Origin of the sequence: Streptomyces sp. NPDC057854 (assembly GCF_042797055.1) — a bacterium.
In the GTDB taxonomy this organism is placed as follows: Bacteria; Actinomycetota; Actinomycetes; order Streptomycetales; family Streptomycetaceae; genus Streptomyces.
Genome location: NZ_JBHVMF010000016.1, coordinates 1 through 16721, shown reverse-complemented (window position 1 = coordinate 16721; position 16721 = coordinate 1). Strand labels below are relative to the sequence as shown.

The following is a 16721-nucleotide window of genomic DNA, read 5'->3' as shown; positions in this document are numbered from 1 at the left end:
CCGAAGGGACCCCGCGAGCCGCGCGGGGGCGGGGCGGGGCGGGGCGGGCTACTCCGCGGCGAGGCGGCGCCGGTGCTCCGTCGCCTTGCTCTGGCTGGTCTCCAGGTGGTGCAGCGCCAGTTCCTCGACGCGCTCCACGTCCCGCGCCTCGATGGCCCGGAACAGCTCCTCGTGCTCGTCGGCGACGACCGCGAACTCGTCGTGCTGGCCGAGCAGCCAGCGCATCCGGCTCCGCAGGGTGCCCTCCAGCTCGGTCAGCAGCGCGTTGTCGGCGAGTTCGGTGACCGTCTCGTGGAAGTCGGCCGCCGACCGCCGCGCCTCGGCGCCGTCGCCGCGCTCGGCCGCCGCCCGCTCGGCGTCGAGGACGCTCCGCAGCTTGGCGAGGCCCGCGCGGGTGCGGCGCTGGGCGGCCAGCCGGAAGGCCAGGATCTCCAGGGCGGACCGGACCTCGACGAGGTCGGCGATGTCGGAGGCGGTGAACTCCCGCACCACCGCCCAGGTGCGCGGCCGGGGCGTCACCAGCCCCTCGTTGACCAGGTCCCGCAGCGCGTCGCGGACCGGCAGACGGCTCACGTCCAGCTCGGCGGCGATCTCCCGCTCCACCAGCCGGCTGCCGGGCGCCCGCGTCCCGTCGATGATCTGGTCGCGCAGGGTGCGCGTGATCCGCTCCGACTCGGGCCTGAACTCCTCAGCAGCTGTCATGGCGCCCATTGTTCCACCGGGGAGGACGGCGCCCGCCGCCCTCCCCGGGGCGGTCACAGCGCCGCGTACCCCGGGCGCACGACCTCGTCGATCAGCCGCCGGCGCTCGGGCAGCGGCAGGAACGCGGCCTCCAGGGCGGCGACCGTGAACTCCTCGAAGACCTCGGGGCCGTACCCGAAGGCGTCCGCCATGTGCTGGAACTCCTCGCTCATGGTGGTGCCGGAGACCAGCCGGTTGTCGGTGTTCAGGGTGATCGTGAAGCCGAGGCGGCGCAGCTCGTCGATCGGGTGGGAGCCGTAGTCCTTGGCGGCGCCGGTCTGCAGGTTGGAGGTCGGGCAGACCTCCAGGGCGATCCGGTTGTCGCGGACGTACGCGGCGAGCCGGCCGAGCGCGCCGTCCTCGGCGATGTCGTCGGTGATCCGCACGCCGTGCCCGATCCGCTCGGTGCCGCAGACCTGCACGGCCTCGTGGATCGACTCGGCGCCGACGGCCTCGCCGGCGTGGATGGTGAAGTGGCAGTTCTCCCGCTTCAGGTGCTGGAAGGCGGGGAGGTGGCGGGCCGGGGGGTTGCCGATCTCGCCGCCGGCGATGTCGAAGCCGGCCACGCCGTTGTCGCGGTGGGCGACGGTCAGCTCGGCGATCTCCAGCGAGCGGTCGGTGTGCCGCATGCCGGTGAGCAGCGCGCGGACGGTGATCCGGCCGCCGGTCCTGCGCTCGCCCTCGCGGAAGCCGTCGTTGACCGCCGCCACGACCTCGTCGAGGGTCAGCCCGCCCTCCAGGTGCTGCTCGGGGGCGTAGCGGACCTCGGCGTAGACGACCCCGTCGGCCGCCAGGTCCTCGGCGCACTCGGCCGCGATCCGCAGCAGGGCGTCCCGGGTCTGCATCACCGCGCAGGTGTGGGCGAAGGTCTCCAGGTAGCGCTCCAGGGAGCCGGAGTCGGCGGCGTCCCGGAACCAGACGGCGAGCGCGGCCGGGTCCTCGGTGGGCAGCGCGGTGTAGCCGCACTCCCGGGCCAGCTCGACGATGGTGGCGGGGCGGAGCCCGCCGTCGAGGTGGTCGTGGAGGACGGCCTTCGGGGCGCGGCGGATCCAGTCGGCGACGGCGGCTCGGACGGGCGTGGCAGGGTTGTCAGACAAGTGCATGGCGGGGAAGTGTACGTCATGACCCGCCCGGCGGGGAGGCCCCGCCCACCGGGGCCGGCGGGGGCTCAGTGCGACTGGAGGACCGGCAGCGCGGGCGCGCCCGTCGGCAGCATGTGCTTGGCGGCCAGCACGGGCGTGTCCCCGACCCGTACCACCTGGGTGACCAGGACCGCGGCGGTGTCGGCGGGGCGGCCCAGCTGCTCGCCCCGGCGCCGGCCGAGGAGGGTCGCGGTGATCCCGCTGTGCGCGTGCAGCGCGACGTCGCGGGAGGCGTCGAGCAGGACCGCCAGCATCGAGGTGCCGCCGCCCCGCGGGGTGTCCTCGCAGGCCCGCAGCGCGGTCGCGAACGCCGGGTGGACGCGGTCCAGGACCTCGTCGGTCGCCGCCCACTCGTGGCACAGCGCGGCCGGCCCCGCCTCGCCGGCCAGCACCGACTCCCAGAACCGCAGCTCGGCGCGGGCCGGCGCGAGGAGGTGCTGGGTGGTGAAGTCGGTGGGCTCCTCCAGGGTGCGCACGAGGGCCCGGACGCGCGGGCCGGGGCCGCCGCCGACCAGCTCCTCCAGCGGGCGCACGTGCTCGAAGCCGCGGCGCGGCGGGCGGGCGTTCACCGTCCGGCCCACGCCCCGGCGCACGGTGACCAGCCCGTCCTCCTGGAGCAGCAGCAGCGCCTCGCGCAGCGCCGGCCGGCTCACCCCCAGCTCGGCGGCGAGCTTCGGCTCGGAGGGGAGCGTGGAGCCGGGCGGGTAGGTGCCGTCGTGGACGGCGTCCGCGATCCGCTCGTAGAGCGCCACCACCGGTCGCCGCCGGTGCCCGCTGAGCGCCACGGTCCCTCCTCGTTCCCGTCGTCCGGCCACCACCGTAGCCGCCCCTGGTTGTCTGACAAGTCACCCGGACGGCGTCGTCCACCGGCCCGCCCGCGTGCAGGTCCCCCCATTCTGGTCCCACGGGTACGCCGGTGACGGACGACGGAGGAGGGCCGGGCATGAGTCCCAAGGACACGGCGGGCACGAGGCGGGGGGAGAGGCTCGGAGCCGTCACCCCCGGACGGATCGCGATCGTGGTCGTCGCGGTCCTCCTGCTCGTCTTCATCTTCGAGAACACCCGCCAGGTGAAGATCCGGCTGCTCATCCCCGAGGTGACCATGCCGCTGTACCTCGCGCTGCTCGCCACCGCCCTGCTCGGCGGGCTCTGCGGCTGGTACGTCGCCCGGAGGGGCCCGAGGAGCGGCAGGTGAGGCGCGGCGCGCTGATCGGGGCGGGCGCGGCGCTCGCCGTCGCCGCCGTGGCGGCCGGCGCGGCCGGCGACCCGGCCGCCCGCCGGGTCCGGCCGCCGATGCCGGACTTCCTGGGCGGCGGCCTGTGGCGGGTCTTCACCCGCCTGGACCACCGCACCCGGCTCGACGTCCACGACGCCTCGGGCCGCGACCGCCGCGTGCTGTGGCCGCCGAGCTGGCGCGTCTGCACCCAGTACCCGGCCGCCGGCACCGGCCTCGACCGCCGTACGACGGTCATGATCGGCGTCCTCCGCAAGGGCGAACCCTGCCCGCCCCGCGTCACGACGGCCCGCCGCTGACAGCCGTCGGCCGGCCGCTTCCGGGCGGGGCGGAGGGCGGCTCGCGCTGCCCGCCGGCGCAGGCGCGTGCCCCCGCCGCCCCGGGCGCGGGCGCGCCCTCCGTCACCGCCCCTTGCGGTTGACCTTCATCGTGTCCAGGTCCGTCACCGTCGACTTCAGGCCCTGATAGCCGTGACCGAGCGCGGCGAGCGCCGCCTCGACGCGCTCCTCGGCCAGCGCGCCGGCCAGCTCCTCGCCGTCCTCCGCGTCCGACGTGACGACCAGGCGGTACGAGAAGTGCTTGAGGGCCCGGTCGTACGTGAGCGAGCCCTCCTCGGTGAAGCGCATCGACGCCAGGCCGTGCTCCTCCACCTCGGCGAGCAGCCGCTCCCGGCTCTCGGGCGTCAGCCCGTCGAAGGTGCCCCGCACGATGACCCGGTAGGTGTGTGGCGTGCCCATCTGTCGTACTCCCGTGGTGCTCCCGGCGCCCGCCACCGCGGCGGACGACCCTCCACCCTAGGCCGGGCCCCGCCTCCGGCGCGCGCCCATTTCCGGTGGCCGAAAGCGCTGGTCACGCGGTCTGTTCACGGCGGTCCGGGGCGTGTTCCATGGGCGGATGACGACCGTACGACGTGCCGTGCTCACCCTGCCCGCGGCCCCGCTCGGCCCGGACGACCCGCTGCCCGTGCTCCGCGCGCCCGGCCCGCTGCCCGCCCCGGTCCGCGAGGGCGACGGCCGGGACCGCGCCGAGCGCACGCTCGACGCCCTCGTCCTGGAGAACGACCGGCTGCGCGTCACCGTGCTGCCGGGGCTCGGCGGCCGGGTCCACTCGCTCCACCACAAGCCCACCCGCCGCGAACTCCTCCACCGCGACCCCGAGTTCCCGCCCGTCGCATCCGCCCTCGACGGCATCTGGTTCGCGGGCGGCATCGCGTGGCCCGCCGGCGCCGCCGGCCACGGCGCCCTCTCCGGCGCGCCCGTGCACGTGGCGACCGTCCCGGCCCCCGACGGCACCCCGATGATCCGCCTGTGGGAGTGGGAGCGCCTGCACGGCCTGCCGGTCCAGGTCGACCTGTGGCTGCCCGAGGGCTCCGACTTCCTGTACGCCGGCGTCCGCGTCCGCAACCCGCACGAGCGGCCCGCGCCCGTCTCCTGGTGGCCCCACGCCGCCGTCCCCGAGCGCTGCCGGATCGGCCGGCGCTGGATCGCCGCGCTCGACGAGGACGGCACCGGCCTCGCCCGGACCTCCACGGACGCCCCGCCGGTCCGGGCCGGTCTCGCCGGCACCCCGCTCGAACTCCGCGCACTCGCACCGGAGTCGGAGCTGAGCCGGCTGGAGGCGTACGGGCCGCTCGCCGCCGATCCCGGTATCGCTCCCGGCGCCGGCCGGGCGGCGGCCCGCGCGGCGGCCGAGCGCGCGCTCGACCTTGCCCTGCCGCGTACCGCCGTCGACGCCGCCCACACCGCCTGGCGCGAGCGGGCCGCCGACACCGACCCGGCACCGGACGCGGTCCTGGCGGCCGGTTCCGGCTGGGGCGCCCTCGACGTCCTGCGCGGCGGGCACGTCCTCCCCGGCACCCCCTTCCCGGCGTCGACGCTCGGCGCGGACCAGGAACCCTGGCGCGCCCTGCTGCGCACCGGCGTCCTGCCGCCGCCCGCGAAGGGCGCCGTGCCGCACCCGCCGCAGGTCGGGCCGGCCTGGCGGGACATGCTGGAGACGGCGCCCGCCGACCCGTCCACCGAGTACCACCTGGGCATCGCCCAGTGGCACGCCGGCGACCGGGCGCAGGCGGTCCGCAGCTGGGAGCGGGGCCTGGCCCGGGCGGAGGTCCGCTGGCCGCTGCTGTACTGCCTGGCCGTCGCCGACCGCGAGGAGGGGCACCGGGAGCGGGCCGCCCACCGCTTCGCCGAGGCGTGCGGGGAGCTGGACGGGACGGTCGACGGGCCGGCCGCCGGCACCGTGGCCGCCGCGCTGACCCGCGAGGCGGTCGACGCCCAGCTGGCGGCGGACCGGCCCGAGCGGGCCCGCGCCCTGTGGCGGGCCCTGCCGGAGGAGGTGCGGGCCCGGGGCGCGTTCCGGCTCCTGGAGGTGCGGGTCCTGCTCGCCGAAGGGCGGCCGGCCGAGGCCCGCGCCGTCTTCGACGCGGCCTTCGAGGTCCCCGGCCCCCGCGAGGGCGCCGAGCCCCCGGGCGGCCTGTGGTCCAGAATCACGGGCGAACGGCGCCCGGACGCCTACGAGTTCCGTACGCGGTCCTGAGCGGAGGTCACGGCACCCGGCACAGGATCTCGCCGTGCGGGACCATGAACCAGGCGTCCTCCCGGGTGCCCCACGCGCGCCACGCCCCGGCGATCTCCGCCAGCTCGGCGCGGGAGGCGTGACCGCCGCCGACCGCCCGGTCCGCGTAGGACGAGGCGGTCGTGCGGTCCGCCCAGAGACCGCTCCACCAGGCCCGCTCCTCGGGTCCCGCGAAGGTCCAGACGCTGCCGGAGGCGGCGACGTCGGTGAACCCGGCCTCCCGGGCCCACGCGAACAGCCGCCGTCCGGCGTCCGGTTCGCCGCCGTTGGCGCGCGCCACCCGGCGGTACAGGTCCAGCCAGCCGTCCAGCCCGGGCTGTTCGGGGTACCAGGCGAAGGTGGCGTAGTCGCTGTCCCGGGCCGCCACGATCCCGCCCGGCCGGCACACCCGGCGCATCTCGCGCAGGGCCCGCACCGGGTCGCCCACGTGCTGGAGCACCTGGTGGGCGTGGACCACGTCGAAGGAGTCGTCGGGGAAGTCCAGGGCGTGCACGTCGGCGACGGCGAACTCGACGTTGTACAGGCCCCGTTCGGCCGCCGCGGCGCGCGCCTTGCCGAGCACGTCCTCGGCGTTGTCGACACCGGTGACCCGGCCCGGGGCGACCAGCGCGGCCAGGTCGGCGGTGATGGTGCCGGGCCCGCACCCCACGTCCAGCACGTCCAGTCCCGGGCGCAGTTCGCCCAGCAGGTAGGCCGCCGAGTTGGCGGCGGTGCGCCAGGTGTGCGAGCGGAGGACCGACTCGTGGTGGCCGTGGGTGTAGACGGCGGTCTCGCGGGCCTGGGGCCCCTCGGAGGCGTGCGACATGGAACCGGCTCCCTCGGTGTGGGTCACGGGTCTCCACCGTAGAGCCATCTGACGCATGGTGAGACGGACGTCTCGCGATGCGGACGAGCCGCGAGATCCGGACAGGGAAAAGTCTGGACTGGAGTTGGTTTCTAGAAGCGAATTCTATATCTTTTCCTCCGGGGGGAACGCGCGACGGGGGCGCGTACCCGCGACGGCGGCCCGGACCATCGGGGGAATCCGGGCCGCCGCCGCGCACGCAAGCCTCCGGCCGCGCCGATCCGCGCCCTCACCCGCCACTCCGGGCCTCACCCGACTCCGGGCCCTCACTGCACTCCGGGCTCTCACCCGTCACTCCCGCGCCCGTCCCCGCCGGACCGCCGCCCTGTGACAGCCTCGTGAACGCCCGTCCGGAAACCGGTCCCCGCCGCCTCGCGCACCCCTACGATCGGCCCGCCGCCGTCCGGCGGCCCGACCCGCGACCGTGCCGAGGAGTCCCGTGCCGCATCCGCCCGTGCCGCAGCCCGCGCCCGTCCGCCGTACGCTCCTGAAGACCCTCGCCGCCGTCCCGGCCGCGGTCGCGCTCGGCGGCTCCGCCACCCCGGCGTCCGCCGCCGCACCCACAGAGGGACCCGCCGCCCCGCCCGCCGCCGCCGGACCCGCCGCCCCCGGCATCGTCAAGCTGCTGCCAGAGGCGCACTTCACCGTCCGCGGCACCAACGCCGAGGCCCGCTTCGACGCGCTCGGCGACACCGGCCTCCTCACCCCCGCCGACCGCTTCTTCGTCCGCAACCACACCACCACCCCCGTCCTCGACGCCCGCGACTGGCGCCTCACCCTCTGGGGCGACGGACTGCACGGCCGCGCGCCCGTCCACCTCACCTACGGGCAGCTGCGCGACCTGCCCGCCGTCACCCGGACGGCCCTCGTCGAGTGCGCCGGGAACGGCCGCAGCCTCTACGCCACCCAGCAGGGCCAGTCCGTCTCCGGCACGCCCTGGACCCTCGGCGCCGTCGGCGCCGCCCGCTGGCGCGGCGCCCGCCTCGGCGACGTGCTGCGCCGCGCCGGACTCGCGGGCGACGCCGTCGACCTGCTGCCGCGCGGCCTCGACGACCCGTACGTCTCCGGCGGCACCGACTTCGGCCGGGTCCGCCGCCCGCTGCCGGTCGCCAAGGCGCTGGACGACGTGATCCTCGCGTACGAGATGAACGGCGAGCCCCTGCCGTACGACCACGGGCACCCCGTCCGGCTCATCGTGCCCGACTGGGTCGGCATCGCCTCGATCAAGTGGCTCGGCGACATCGAGGTCTCCACCCGCCCGCTCAGCAGCCCCTGGTCCACCGACTGGTACCGGCTGCTCGGCGAGGCCCACCCGCCCGGCGGCAGCGCCCCGCTCACCCGGCAGACCCTCAAGTCCGGCTTCCACCTGCCCTTCGGCGCCACCCTGGAGTCCGGCCGCGTCCACCGGCTGACCGGCCGCGCCTGGTCCGCGCACGCGCCCGTCCGCTCCGTCGACGTCTCCACCGACGGCGGCGCCCGCTGGCGGCCCGCGCGCCTCCACGACGGCCCCCGGCGCGGCGGCTGGGTCCGCTGGTCGGTCCTCTGGCGGCCGGAGCGCACCGGGCCCGTCACCCTGCTGTCCCGCACCACCGACGCCGCCGGGAACACCCAGCCCGACCGGGCCGTGCACAACACCCAGGGGTACCTCTTCGACGCCGTGGTCCGGCACCCGGTCGCGACGGCATGAGCGCTCACTTATAAAGGGGCTCGGGGACGCCGTGCCCGGCGCCCCCGTGCGCTCAGGAGGTGCGGGACATGCGGGAGACGGCTCCGGAAGGCCGCGGCCCGGTGCGCTACGGGCCGCCCGCGCCCGCGAGCGGGCGGCCCGTCCCGCCGGTGCTCGCCGCCCTCCTCGCGGCCGCCGCCGGCCGGACCGAACCGGAACCGCCCGGCGCCGGCCCGGTCCTGCGCGAGGCCGCCGCGGGCTACTGGTGGCGGCGCGGCCTGCGCGGCCACGCCGAGGACTCCCTCGCCGCCCCCGGCGCGCCCGCCCTGCTCCTCGCGCTGCTGGCCGCCCACGGCGGCGACGTGCTGCTGCCCCGGCCCTGCCCCGCCTGGTGGACGCCGCAGATCCGGCTCCTGGGCCGGCCCGCGTACCACGTCCCCACCACCGCCGAGGCGGGCGGCGTCCCCGACCCGTACGCCCTCCTGGAGACCGTCCGCCGCGTCCGCGCCGAGGGCGGCGACCCGCGGGTGCTGCTCCTGTCCGTCGCCGACGACCCCACCGCCACCGTCGCCCCGCCCGAACTCGTCCGGGAGAGCTGCGAGGCCGCCGTCGCCGAGGGCCTGCACGTGATCAGCGACGAGACCTGGCGCGACACCCTCCACCAGCCGCGCGAGACGGTCCTCGTCAGCCCCGCCGAGATGTGCCCCGACGACGTCACCGTCCTCGCCGACCTCGCCGGCGGCGGCCTCGTCCCCGCCTCCTGGCCCTGCGCGATCGCCCGCTTCCCGCCCACCGGCCCGTCCCGCGCCGACCGGTACGGCGACCCCCGCGCCCGCGCCCTCGACGTGCTCACCGCCCTCGGCGCGGTGCTGCCGGCACCCGTCGCCCCGGCCGTCGCGCACGCCCTCGACGAGCCCGAGGACGTCTCCGTACCGGCCCTGCGCGCCGCCGCCGTCCACGGCCGGCTCGCCGCCGCCGCGCACCGCGCCGTCCTCGCCGCCGGCGCCGTCGCCCGGCCGCCGCGGGCCGGCCGCCACCTCTACGCCGACCTCGGGCCGCTCCGGCCCGCCCTCGCCGCCCGCGGCGTCACGGACTCGATGGAACTGGAGCAGTACCTCACCGGCCGCCTCGGCCGGCCCGTCCCCGGCGGCCACCGCTTCGGCGACGAACTCGGCGCGCTGCGCGTCCGCCTCGACACCGGGCCGCTGCTCGGCGCCACCCCGCCGGAGCGCGCCGAGACCCTCGCCGCACGCGCCCCCGAGACCCTGCCCCAGGCGGCCCGCGCCCTGGCCCGCCTGACCGCCGCCCTCGGCGACCTCACCGCCGAGCCCGCGGACCCCCGGCCCGCCGCCGGCCACCAGCCCCCCACCGCGCAGAACGGAGCCCGCAGATGACCGAACGCACGGCCCGTACCGCCCCGGGCGCCGAGGCGCCGCGCCGGCCCGCGTCCGCCGCGCTGCCCACCTCCGTGCTCCAGCCGCTGGGCCGGCTCGGCCGCGGGTGGCCGCGCAGCTTCGCCGACCGGCTCACCGCGCCGCTGCCCGGCGTCCGCGCCTTCGCCCGGCTCGCCCGCGAGGGCGCCGTACGGCCCCGGCGCGAGGGCCTGCGGGACGTGCCGCTGCTGCCCTTCGCGCCCGGCCCGCTGCCGCCCGCCGGACCCCGCACCGTCGCCGTGACCTGGGCCGGGCACGCCAGCTGGGTCGTCCGCATCGGCGGCCTCACCGTGCTCACCGACCCGGTCTGGTCCCGCCGCATCCTGGGCACCCCCGCCCGGCTCACCCCGGTCGGCATCCGCTGGGAGGACCTGCCGCCGGTCGACGCGGTCGTCATCAGCCACAACCACTTCGACCACCTCGACGCCCCCACCCTGCGGCGCCTCCCGCGCGCCACCCCGGTGCTCGTCCCCGCCGGTCTCGGCCGCTGGTTCGTCCGCCGCGGCTTCACCCGCGTCACCGAGCTCGACTGGTGGGAAGCGGTCGAACTCGGCGGCGTCCGCTTCGACTTCGTCCCCGCCCACCACTGGTCCAAGCGGACCCTCCTCGACACCTGCCGGTCGCTGTGGGGCGGGTGGGTGCTGACCGACGCCGCCGGCCACCGGGTGTACTTCGCCGGGGACACCGGTTACGGCCACTGGTTCGCCGAGATCGGCCGCCGGCACCCCGGCATCGACCTGGCGCTCCTGCCCATCGGCGCCTACGACCCCCGCTGGTGGCTCCGCGACGTCCACACCGACCCGGAGGAGGCCGTCCGCGCCCACCAGGACCTGGGCGCCCGCCGGATGGCCCCCATGCACTGGGCCACCTTCGTCCTCTCCTCCGAACCCGTCCTCGAACCCCTCACCCGCGTCCGGGCCGCCTGGGAGCGCGCCGGCCTGCCGCGCGCCGACCTGTGGGACCTGCCGGTCGGCGGCTCACGCGTCCTCGTGCCGTAGCGCGCCGCCGCGCTCGCCCCGGCCGCCGCCCCGGATCCGCCGCCACACCGCCGGCACCGCGCCGACCAGCAGCGTCAGGCCGACCGCCGCGACCACGCCCTGCCACGGCTCCGGGAAGAGCGAGCCGCCGAGCACGCCGATCAGCTGGTACGTCGCCGCCCAGGCCAGACAGGCCGCCGCGTCGCCGCGGGCGAACCGGCGCAGCGGCATCCGGGCCAGCAGACAGGCCAGCATCACCGGGATCCGGCCGGCCGGGACCAGCCGGGACAGCACCAGCACGGACACCTGGTGGGTGTCGAGGCGTGCCTGCGCGTGCGCCAGCCGCTCCGGCGCCGCCCGCGAGCGGAGCGCCGCCAGCCAGCGCGAGCCGTTCCGGGACCGCACCCCGCGCTGCCCCAGCCAGTACAGCGCCAGGTCGCCGAGGAACGCGGCGAGCGAGGCCAGCAGGAAGACGAAGAGCAGCGAGAACGGCGACGACTGGTGGAAGGCGACCACGGCCGCCGAGCTGACGATCGCCCCCGTCGGCACCACCGGCACCAGCGCGCCCAGCGACACCAGCAGGAACAGCGACGGATAGCCGACGGCCTGCTGCGTCGACTCCGGCGGCAGGTCGCGGACGGCGGCGAGCAGCCCACCGGTCACCGGGCGACCTCCGGCCGCACCCGCTCGCCGTGCGCGAGCCGGTGCACCGCGACCTTCGGCGCCAGCCGGGCCGCCTGCCGGACGAACTCGTCGCCCGGCGCGTGGAACTCGTGCGGACGGACGCCGTCCAGGCCGATCGGCCAGTAGGTCCCGTAGTGCACGGGCACCGCCGCGGCGGGGGAGAGCGCCGCCAGCGCCTCCGCCGCGCGCCCCGCGTCCAGGTGGCCCTGCCCCAGGAACGGGCCCCAGCCGCCGACCGGCAGCAGGGCCACGTCCACCGGGCCGACCGCCTCCGCCATGCCGTCGAACAGCCCGGTGTCGCCGGCGAAGTACGTCCGCGCCCCGCCCTCGACGACGTACCCGAGGGCGGGGGAGCGGCGCGGGCCGAACGGCAGCCGCCGCCCGTCGTGCAGCGCCGGCACGGCCCGTACCGTCACGCCCTCCACCGTCACCGCGTCGCCGGCCGCCATCTCCGTCAGCCGCAGTCCGCCCGCGGCGAGCCGCCGCAGTCCGGGCACGGCGTCGGGCGCGCCGCGCGGCACCAGCAGCCGGGTGCCGGGCGCGAGCCGGGCCAGCGACGGCAGGTGCAGGTGGTCGGCGTGCAGATGGGAGACGAGGACCGCCTCCGCGACGGCCGCCCCGGGCGGCGGCGGGGCGCCGCGGCGGCGGCGCAGATGGGCGAGGCGCCGCGCGAACAGCGGGTCGGTGAGGAACCGGACCCCGGAGTCCTCGACCGTGCAGGTCGCGTGCCCCCACCAGGTGACCTCCACCGGCATGCCGCCCTTCCCTCGCCCGTTCGCTCCCTGCCGTCGAGAGTAGAGGCCCGGCGGGCCTCCCGTGCGGCACCGCGGGGCAGTAGGGTCGGCCCATGAACGACGTCCGGGTCGCGGCGATCGCCAGCCTCACCCCGCTCGAAGAACTCGATTCCCACCCCTTCCTCGTCGACACCCGCGGCCAGTACGCGATGTGCGCCCGCTGGGCCGTCGAACGGGGGTACGTCCTCACCCGCCAGCTGCTCTTCTACGGCGTCCGGCCCGACCACGCCGAACTGTGGGCCGACGTCGAGTCCGGCGACGTCGACCTGTTCGTCGCCGCCAGCGAGGGCGTCCTGGCCCGCGCCGTGACCTCGGTGCCCGCCTTCCGCGAGGAGTGCGCCCGCCGGGGCGTCCGGGTGGAGACGGCCGACGCGCCGCCGCCCGCCTACGACTCCGCCGCGCGGGCGGCCGTCCACCGGCGGCTCTCCATGCCGACGGCCGGCTACGACGGCTCCTGACGCTTCCGCGCGGCCCCGTCCGACGTGCCTTCCGCCGCACATGGGTAGGTGTGTCAGGGTAGGGGGACGTGTGGGTGAAAGGTGACGGGCGGCGTGGGCGACGGGCGTAGGGGCGGTGCCGAGCGCTGGCGCACCGCGGGGCGGACGGCCGTCCGGGTGCTGACCGTGTGGGCCGTGTCGACGCTGACGCTGCTGGCGCTGGCCGGGCTGCTGCCGGACTTCCAGCTGCAGTCCGCCGACGGCGACACCCTGACCCGTACCGCCCTCACCGCCGCGTCGGCGGCCGGCGCGTTCGGTGTGCTGACCGCGCTCGTCTGGCCCGTGGTGGTCCGCGCGCTGCTGCTCGTCCCCGCGCTCGTCCTCGGGCTGCTGGTCTTCTTCCTGAACGGCTCGCTGCTGCTGGTCGCGCTCTGGCTGATCCCGGACGGGCGGGGCGCCGCCGACCCGGAGACGGCCGTCGTCGTCGCGGCCGTGATGTCGGCGGTGGCGTCCGCGACGTCCACCGCGCTCGCCGTGCGGGACGACGAGGCGTACCGCCGCCGGCTCTACCGGCTGACCGGCCGCACCCGGCCCCGCGACCCCCGGACCGTCCCCGCGCCGCCGCCCGGCACGGTCTTCCTCCAGCTCGACGGCGTCGGCCACGACGTGCTGCGGGACGCCGTCGCCGCCGGTCTGATGCCGACGGTGGCGGCCTGGCTGGAGGCCGGGCACCGGCTCGTCCCGTGGCGCACCGACTGGTCGAGCCAGACCGGCGCCAGCCAGCTCGGCATCCTGCACGGCAGCAACGAGGACGTGCCGGCCTTCCGCTGGTACGAGAAGGACACCGGCCGGGTGATGGTCTCCAACCGGCCGGCCAGCGCGGTGGAGCTCCAGCGCCGGGCGGTCCGCCGCACCGGCGACGGCGGGCTGCTCACCCTGGACGGCGCCTCCCGGGGCAACTTGTTCAGCGGCGGCGCCGACGAGGTGGCGCTGGTGCTGACGGTGGCCGCCCGGCGGGGCCGCAGGAACCGCTCGCGGGTGGGCTACTTCGCGTACTTCTCCGACCCGGCCAACGCCGTCCGCACCGCCGGCTCCTTCGTCAGCGAGGTGGCGCGCGAGCTCGCCCAGTCGACGCGGGCCCGGCTGCGCCGCGAGACCCCCCGGATCCGGCGCGGCGGCGCCTATCCCTTCGTGCGCGCCTTCGCCACGGTGATCGAGCGGGACGTGGTCGTCGCCGCCGTGCTGGGCGACGTGCTGGCGGGCCGGACCGCTGTCTACGCGGACCTGGTGGCGTACGACGAGGTGGCCCACCACTCGGGGCCGCGCGGGCGCGACACGGACCAGGTGCTGCGCCGGCTCGACCGCTCGGTCGGGCTGATCGCCCGGGTCGCCGAGCACGCGCCGCGGCCGTACCGGATCGTGCTCCTCTCCGACCACGGGCAGAGCCCGGGGGAGACCTTCGCGGGGGCGTACGGGCTGACGCTGAAGGACCTGGTCCGGGCGGGCTGCGGGCTGCCGGTGCCGCGCCGGGTGGGCCGGACCCGGAGCGGCGCGGAGGCCCGCGACGCGGCCCGGGAGGCGCTGCGCAGCGCCCTGCACCGGCCGGTGGAGACCGGCGAGGAGGCCGGGGAGGAGCTGCCGGCCCGGCGCTCGGAGCCGGTGGTGCTCGCGTCGGGGAACCTGGGCCTGATCTCCTTCCCGGACGTGCCGCGCCGGATGACGAAGGAGGAGATCGACCGGCGCCACCCGGCGCTGCTGCGGACGCTGGCGCAGCACCCCGGGATCGGCTTCCTGCTGGTGGCGAGCGCCGCGCACGGGGCGGTGGTGCTGGCCGCCGACGGGGTGGAGGTGCCGGTGGCGGAGCTGGCGGACGACGGGCCGCTGGCGGTCTTCGGGCCGGGCGCGGCCGACGCGGTCCGGCGGACGAACGGCTTCCCGCACGTGGCCGACGTGATGGTCAACTCGATGTACGACCCGGAGACCGGGACGGTGCACGCCTTCGAGGAGCAGATCGGCTCGCACGGCGGTCTCGGCGGCGAGCAGGGCCGCCCCTTCCTGCTGTCCCCGCCGGAGCTGTCGCCGCCGGTCGCGGAGGGCGAGGAGCTGGTGGGCGCGGAGCGGGTGCACCGGGTGCTGCGCCGCTGGCTCCGGGAGGGCGACGGGCCGCAGGTGCCGGTGGACGCCGCGGCGGGGGCTCCGGAGATTTCCCCGTCCGGAGCAGAAGCGGAATCAGTTCTTCCGGCAGAGGGGCCGGTCCTGCCGGACAAAAACCACTGATTTGGACGGGTGTTCGCCATCGCCCACCATGGTCCGGTTCCGGACGATCCGGACTGCACGACGGAAGGCGCACCACCCCATGAGCACGGCCCCCACGGCCCCGGCAGCTCCCACGGCCCCCGCGGGCCCCGTGACTCCCGAGGACCCCACCGCTCCCGCCACCCCCGCCGACCCGCACGGCGGGACCGGCCGGCGGCACGTCCGGCGCTTCGGCCTGCCGGTCGCCACCGCCCTGGTCATGGGCAACATCATCGGCGGCGGCATCTTCCTCCTCCCCGCCTCCGTCGCCCCCTTCGGCACCATCAGCCTGGTCGCCTTCGGCGTCCTCACCGCCGGCGCCCTCGCCCTCGCCCTCGTCTTCGGGAAGCTCGCCCGCCGCCACCCGGTCACCGGCGGCCCGTACGTCTACGCCCGCGCCGCCTTCGGCGACTTCGCCGGCTTCCTCTCCGCCTGGTCGTACTGGATCACCGCCTGGGTCTCCAACGCGGCCCTCGCCGTCGCCGCCGTCGGCTACCTCGACGTCCTCGTGCCCCTGCACGACTCCAAGGCCGCCACCATCGCCGCCGCCCTCGCCCTCCAGTGGCTGCCCGCCGCCGCCAACCTCGCCGGCACCCGGTACGTCGGCGCCGTCCAGCTCGTCGCCACCGTGCTCAAGTTCGTCCCGCTGCTGCTGGTCGCCGTCGGCGGGTTCTTCTTCTTCGACAGCGCCAACCTCGGCCCCTTCCGGGCCGGCGACGAGAGCGCCCTCGGCGCGGTCTCCGCCTCCGCCGCGATCCTGCTCTTCAGCTACCTCGGCGTCGAGTCCGCCGCCGTCAGCGCCGGCGAGGTCCGCGACCCGCGCCGCAACGTCGGCCGCGCGACCGTCCTCGGCACCCTCGGCGCCGCCGCGCTCTACCTGCTCACCATGGTCTCCGTCTTCGGCACCGTCCCGCACGACCGGCTCGTCGACTCCAGCGCCCCCTTCGCCGACGCCGTCAACCTGATGTTCGGCGGCACCTGGGGCGGCGCCGCCGTCGCCTGCATGGCCCTCGTCTCCATGGTCGGCGCCCTCAACGGCTGGACCCTGCTCAGCGCCCAGACCCCGTACGCCGCCGCCCGCGACGGCCTCTTCCCGCAGGTCTTCACCGTCAAGCGGCGCGGCGTGCCCACCGCCGGCGTCGTCGTGACCGTCGTCCTCGCCTCGCTGCTGACCGTGTACAACTACACCGCCGGCCCCAGCGGCGTCTTCGAGGTCCTGGTCCTCGTCACCACCTTCACCGCCACCGTCCCGTACCTGCTCTCCTCCGCCGCCCAGATCTACTTCCTCATCTCCGGGCAGGCGGACCGGGTCCAGCGGTCCCGGCTCGTCCGCGACACCGTCCTCGCGCTCGCCGCCGCTGGCTTCTCCCTCTGGCTCGTCGCCGGCTCCGGCTACGCCGCCGTCTACCAGGGCGTCCTCTTCCTCTTCGCCGGCGTCCTCGTCCACGCCTGGATGTCCGCCCGCAAGCGCGCCGCCGCCGGCGCCGCCGAGGCGGTGAATCCGGCCCCCGAGGCGTAGTCCAGGAGGGCGGATCTCCCGCCCGGGCGGAGCGCCGGCCGGGCGTGCGGGGCAGTACGGATCACCGTGAGCCCCGCACCACCGACGCCCCGCGCGCCCGCCACCCCGGCGGGCCGCCCGGCACGCGCCCGGCGGCTCCTGCTCCTGCTCTGCGGCCTGCTCCTGGTCGTCACCGGCCTCGCCGCCGGTACCGGCGCGAGCGCCGCCGCCCCCGCCGAACCCCGGCCGGCCGGCGCGCCCGCCGCCCCCGACCCGGCCGGCGAGACCCACGAACCGGGCCCCGCCGAAGCCGGGCTCCCCGGCCGCGCCCGGCGCCGCCGCACCCGCGTCCGCCCCGCCCCGGCGCCCCCCCCCCCCCCCCCCCCCCCCCCCCCCCCCCCC

At 77.2% G+C, this 16721-nt stretch carries 16 protein-coding genes; 9 read left to right on the top strand and 7 right to left on the bottom strand.

All coding sequences use genetic code 11. From position 1 onward, the window contains the following. Nucleotides 1-48: 48 nt before the first annotated feature. From ACFVQZ_RS22605 to ACFVQZ_RS22595, 3 genes are all read right to left on the bottom strand, one after another. A complete protein-coding gene (locus ACFVQZ_RS22605; RefSeq protein WP_030497099.1) occupies nt 49-702 on the bottom strand; it encodes a GntR family transcriptional regulator in 654 nt (217 codons plus the stop codon). A gap of 53 nt (nt 703-755) precedes the next feature. Beyond that, complete coding sequence (locus ACFVQZ_RS22600) at nt 756-1844, bottom strand: adenosine deaminase (RefSeq protein ID WP_383625315.1); 1089 nt, start codon at nt 1842-1844, stop codon at nt 756-758. A gap of 65 nt (nt 1845-1909) precedes the next feature. Further along, the gene (locus ACFVQZ_RS22595; RefSeq protein WP_030497101.1) at nt 1910-2668 is read right to left on the bottom strand and encodes a GntR family transcriptional regulator; all 759 of its coding nucleotides are present in this window, start codon (nt 2666-2668) and stop codon (nt 1910-1912) included. Between the two features lie 158 nt (nt 2669-2826). Here ACFVQZ_RS22595 and ACFVQZ_RS22590 point away from each other — a divergent pair, with 158 nt between their 5' ends. Both ACFVQZ_RS22590 and ACFVQZ_RS22585 read left to right on the top strand, forming a co-directional pair. Then, a complete protein-coding gene (locus tag ACFVQZ_RS22590; protein WP_030497102.1) occupies nt 2827-3078 on the top strand; it encodes a lipopolysaccharide assembly protein LapA domain-containing protein in 252 nt (83 codons plus the stop codon). Beyond that, nucleotides 3075-3416 (top strand): hypothetical protein, encoded by a 342-nt coding sequence (locus ACFVQZ_RS22585; RefSeq protein ID WP_030497103.1) that lies wholly within the window; start codon nt 3075-3077, stop codon nt 3414-3416. Before ACFVQZ_RS22590 ends, ACFVQZ_RS22585 begins: the two co-directional genes overlap by 4 nt. Before the next feature lie 102 nt (nt 3417-3518). On the opposite strand, the gene ACFVQZ_RS22580 is transcribed toward ACFVQZ_RS22585, so the two are convergent. Beyond that, complete coding sequence (locus tag ACFVQZ_RS22580) at nt 3519-3854, bottom strand: DUF6204 family protein (RefSeq protein ID WP_383625311.1); 336 nt, start codon at nt 3852-3854, stop codon at nt 3519-3521. Nucleotides 3855-4011: 157 nt separating this feature from the next. Here ACFVQZ_RS22580 and ACFVQZ_RS22575 point away from each other — a divergent pair, with 157 nt between their 5' ends. After that, the gene (locus tag ACFVQZ_RS22575; RefSeq protein ID WP_383625308.1) at nt 4012-5652 is read left to right on the top strand and encodes a DUF5107 domain-containing protein; all 1641 of its coding nucleotides are present in this window, start codon (nt 4012-4014) and stop codon (nt 5650-5652) included. 7 nt (nt 5653-5659) lie between these two features. Here ACFVQZ_RS22575 and ACFVQZ_RS22570 read toward each other — a convergent pair whose 3' ends face one another. Further along, nucleotides 5660-6496: a methyltransferase domain-containing protein gene (locus ACFVQZ_RS22570; RefSeq protein WP_030497106.1), complete on the bottom strand. Its 837-nt coding sequence runs from the start codon at nt 6494-6496 to the stop codon at nt 5660-5662. Nucleotides 6497-6974: 478 nt separating this feature from the next. On the opposite strand from ACFVQZ_RS22570, the gene ACFVQZ_RS22565 reads away from it, so the two are divergent. The 3 genes from ACFVQZ_RS22565 to ACFVQZ_RS22555 all read left to right on the top strand — a co-directional run bounded on the left by ACFVQZ_RS22565 (nt 6975) and on the right by ACFVQZ_RS22555 (nt 10632). After that, on the top strand, nt 6975-8222 hold the full coding sequence (locus ACFVQZ_RS22565) for a sulfite oxidase (RefSeq protein ID WP_383625305.1): 1248 nt from the start codon (nt 6975-6977) through the stop codon (nt 8220-8222). 68 nt (nt 8223-8290) lie between these two features. Further along, a complete protein-coding gene (locus tag ACFVQZ_RS22560; RefSeq protein WP_383625302.1) occupies nt 8291-9595 on the top strand; it encodes an aminotransferase class I/II-fold pyridoxal phosphate-dependent enzyme in 1305 nt (434 codons plus the stop codon). Then, a complete protein-coding gene (locus tag ACFVQZ_RS22555; protein ID WP_383625299.1) occupies nt 9592-10632 on the top strand; it encodes an MBL fold metallo-hydrolase in 1041 nt (346 codons plus the stop codon). The genes ACFVQZ_RS22560 and ACFVQZ_RS22555 overlap by 4 nt, the downstream gene beginning before the upstream one ends. Here ACFVQZ_RS22555 and ACFVQZ_RS22550 read toward each other — a convergent pair. Together ACFVQZ_RS22550 and ACFVQZ_RS22545 are read right to left on the bottom strand one after the other, a co-directional pair. Further along, a complete protein-coding gene (locus ACFVQZ_RS22550) occupies nt 10612-11274 on the bottom strand; it encodes a DedA family protein (protein ID WP_383625296.1) in 663 nt (220 codons plus the stop codon). The two genes, ACFVQZ_RS22555 and ACFVQZ_RS22550, sit on opposite strands and share 21 nt — an antisense overlap. Beyond that, complete coding sequence (locus ACFVQZ_RS22545; protein ID WP_030497111.1) at nt 11271-12050, bottom strand: MBL fold metallo-hydrolase; 780 nt, start codon at nt 12048-12050, stop codon at nt 11271-11273. The genes ACFVQZ_RS22550 and ACFVQZ_RS22545 overlap by 4 nt, the downstream gene beginning before the upstream one ends. A gap of 92 nt (nt 12051-12142) precedes the next feature. Here ACFVQZ_RS22545 and ACFVQZ_RS22540 point away from each other — a divergent pair, with 92 nt between their 5' ends. The 3 genes from ACFVQZ_RS22540 (at nt 12143) to ACFVQZ_RS22530 (ending at nt 16340) form a co-directional block, all read left to right on the top strand. Continuing rightward, complete coding sequence (locus ACFVQZ_RS22540; protein WP_383625292.1) at nt 12143-12547, top strand: hypothetical protein; 405 nt, start codon at nt 12143-12145, stop codon at nt 12545-12547. A gap of 93 nt (nt 12548-12640) precedes the next feature. After that, nucleotides 12641-14803: a phage holin family protein gene (locus tag ACFVQZ_RS22535; RefSeq protein WP_383625289.1), complete on the top strand. Its 2163-nt coding sequence runs from the start codon at nt 12641-12643 to the stop codon at nt 14801-14803. A 79-nt stretch (nt 14804-14882) separates the two neighbouring features. Next, entirely contained in the window at nt 14883-16340 is a 1458-nt protein-coding gene (locus ACFVQZ_RS22530; RefSeq protein ID WP_383625286.1) for an amino acid permease, read from the top strand. Nucleotides 16341-16721: the final 381 nt, after the last annotated feature.

Coding starts and splice junctions, on each gene's coding strand:
- ACFVQZ_RS22590 (WP_030497102.1), top strand. CDS start 2,827: ATGAGTCCCAAGGACACGGCGGGCACGAGGCGGGGGGAGAGGCTCGGA.
- ACFVQZ_RS22560 (WP_383625302.1), top strand. CDS start 8,291: ATGCGGGAGACGGCTCCGGAAGGCCGCGGCCCGGTGCGCTACGGGCCG.
- ACFVQZ_RS22570 (WP_030497106.1), bottom strand. CDS start 6,496: ATGTCGCACGCCTCCGAGGGGCCCCAGGCCCGCGAGACCGCCGTCTAC.
- ACFVQZ_RS22605 (WP_030497099.1), bottom strand. CDS start 702: ATGACAGCTGCTGAGGAGTTCAGGCCCGAGTCGGAGCGGATCACGCGC.
- ACFVQZ_RS22600 (WP_383625315.1), bottom strand. CDS start 1,844: ATGCACTTGTCTGACAACCCTGCCACGCCCGTCCGAGCCGCCGTCGCC.
- ACFVQZ_RS22580 (WP_383625311.1), bottom strand. CDS start 3,854: ATGGGCACGCCACACACCTACCGGGTCATCGTGCGGGGCACCTTCGAC.
- ACFVQZ_RS22530 (WP_383625286.1), top strand. CDS start 14,883: ATGAGCACGGCCCCCACGGCCCCGGCAGCTCCCACGGCCCCCGCGGGC.
- ACFVQZ_RS22540 (WP_383625292.1), top strand. CDS start 12,143: ATGAACGACGTCCGGGTCGCGGCGATCGCCAGCCTCACCCCGCTCGAA.
- ACFVQZ_RS22545 (WP_030497111.1), bottom strand. CDS start 12,050: ATGCCGGTGGAGGTCACCTGGTGGGGGCACGCGACCTGCACGGTCGAG.
- ACFVQZ_RS22575 (WP_383625308.1), top strand. CDS start 4,012: ATGACGACCGTACGACGTGCCGTGCTCACCCTGCCCGCGGCCCCGCTC.
- ACFVQZ_RS22555 (WP_383625299.1), top strand. CDS start 9,592: ATGACCGAACGCACGGCCCGTACCGCCCCGGGCGCCGAGGCGCCGCGC.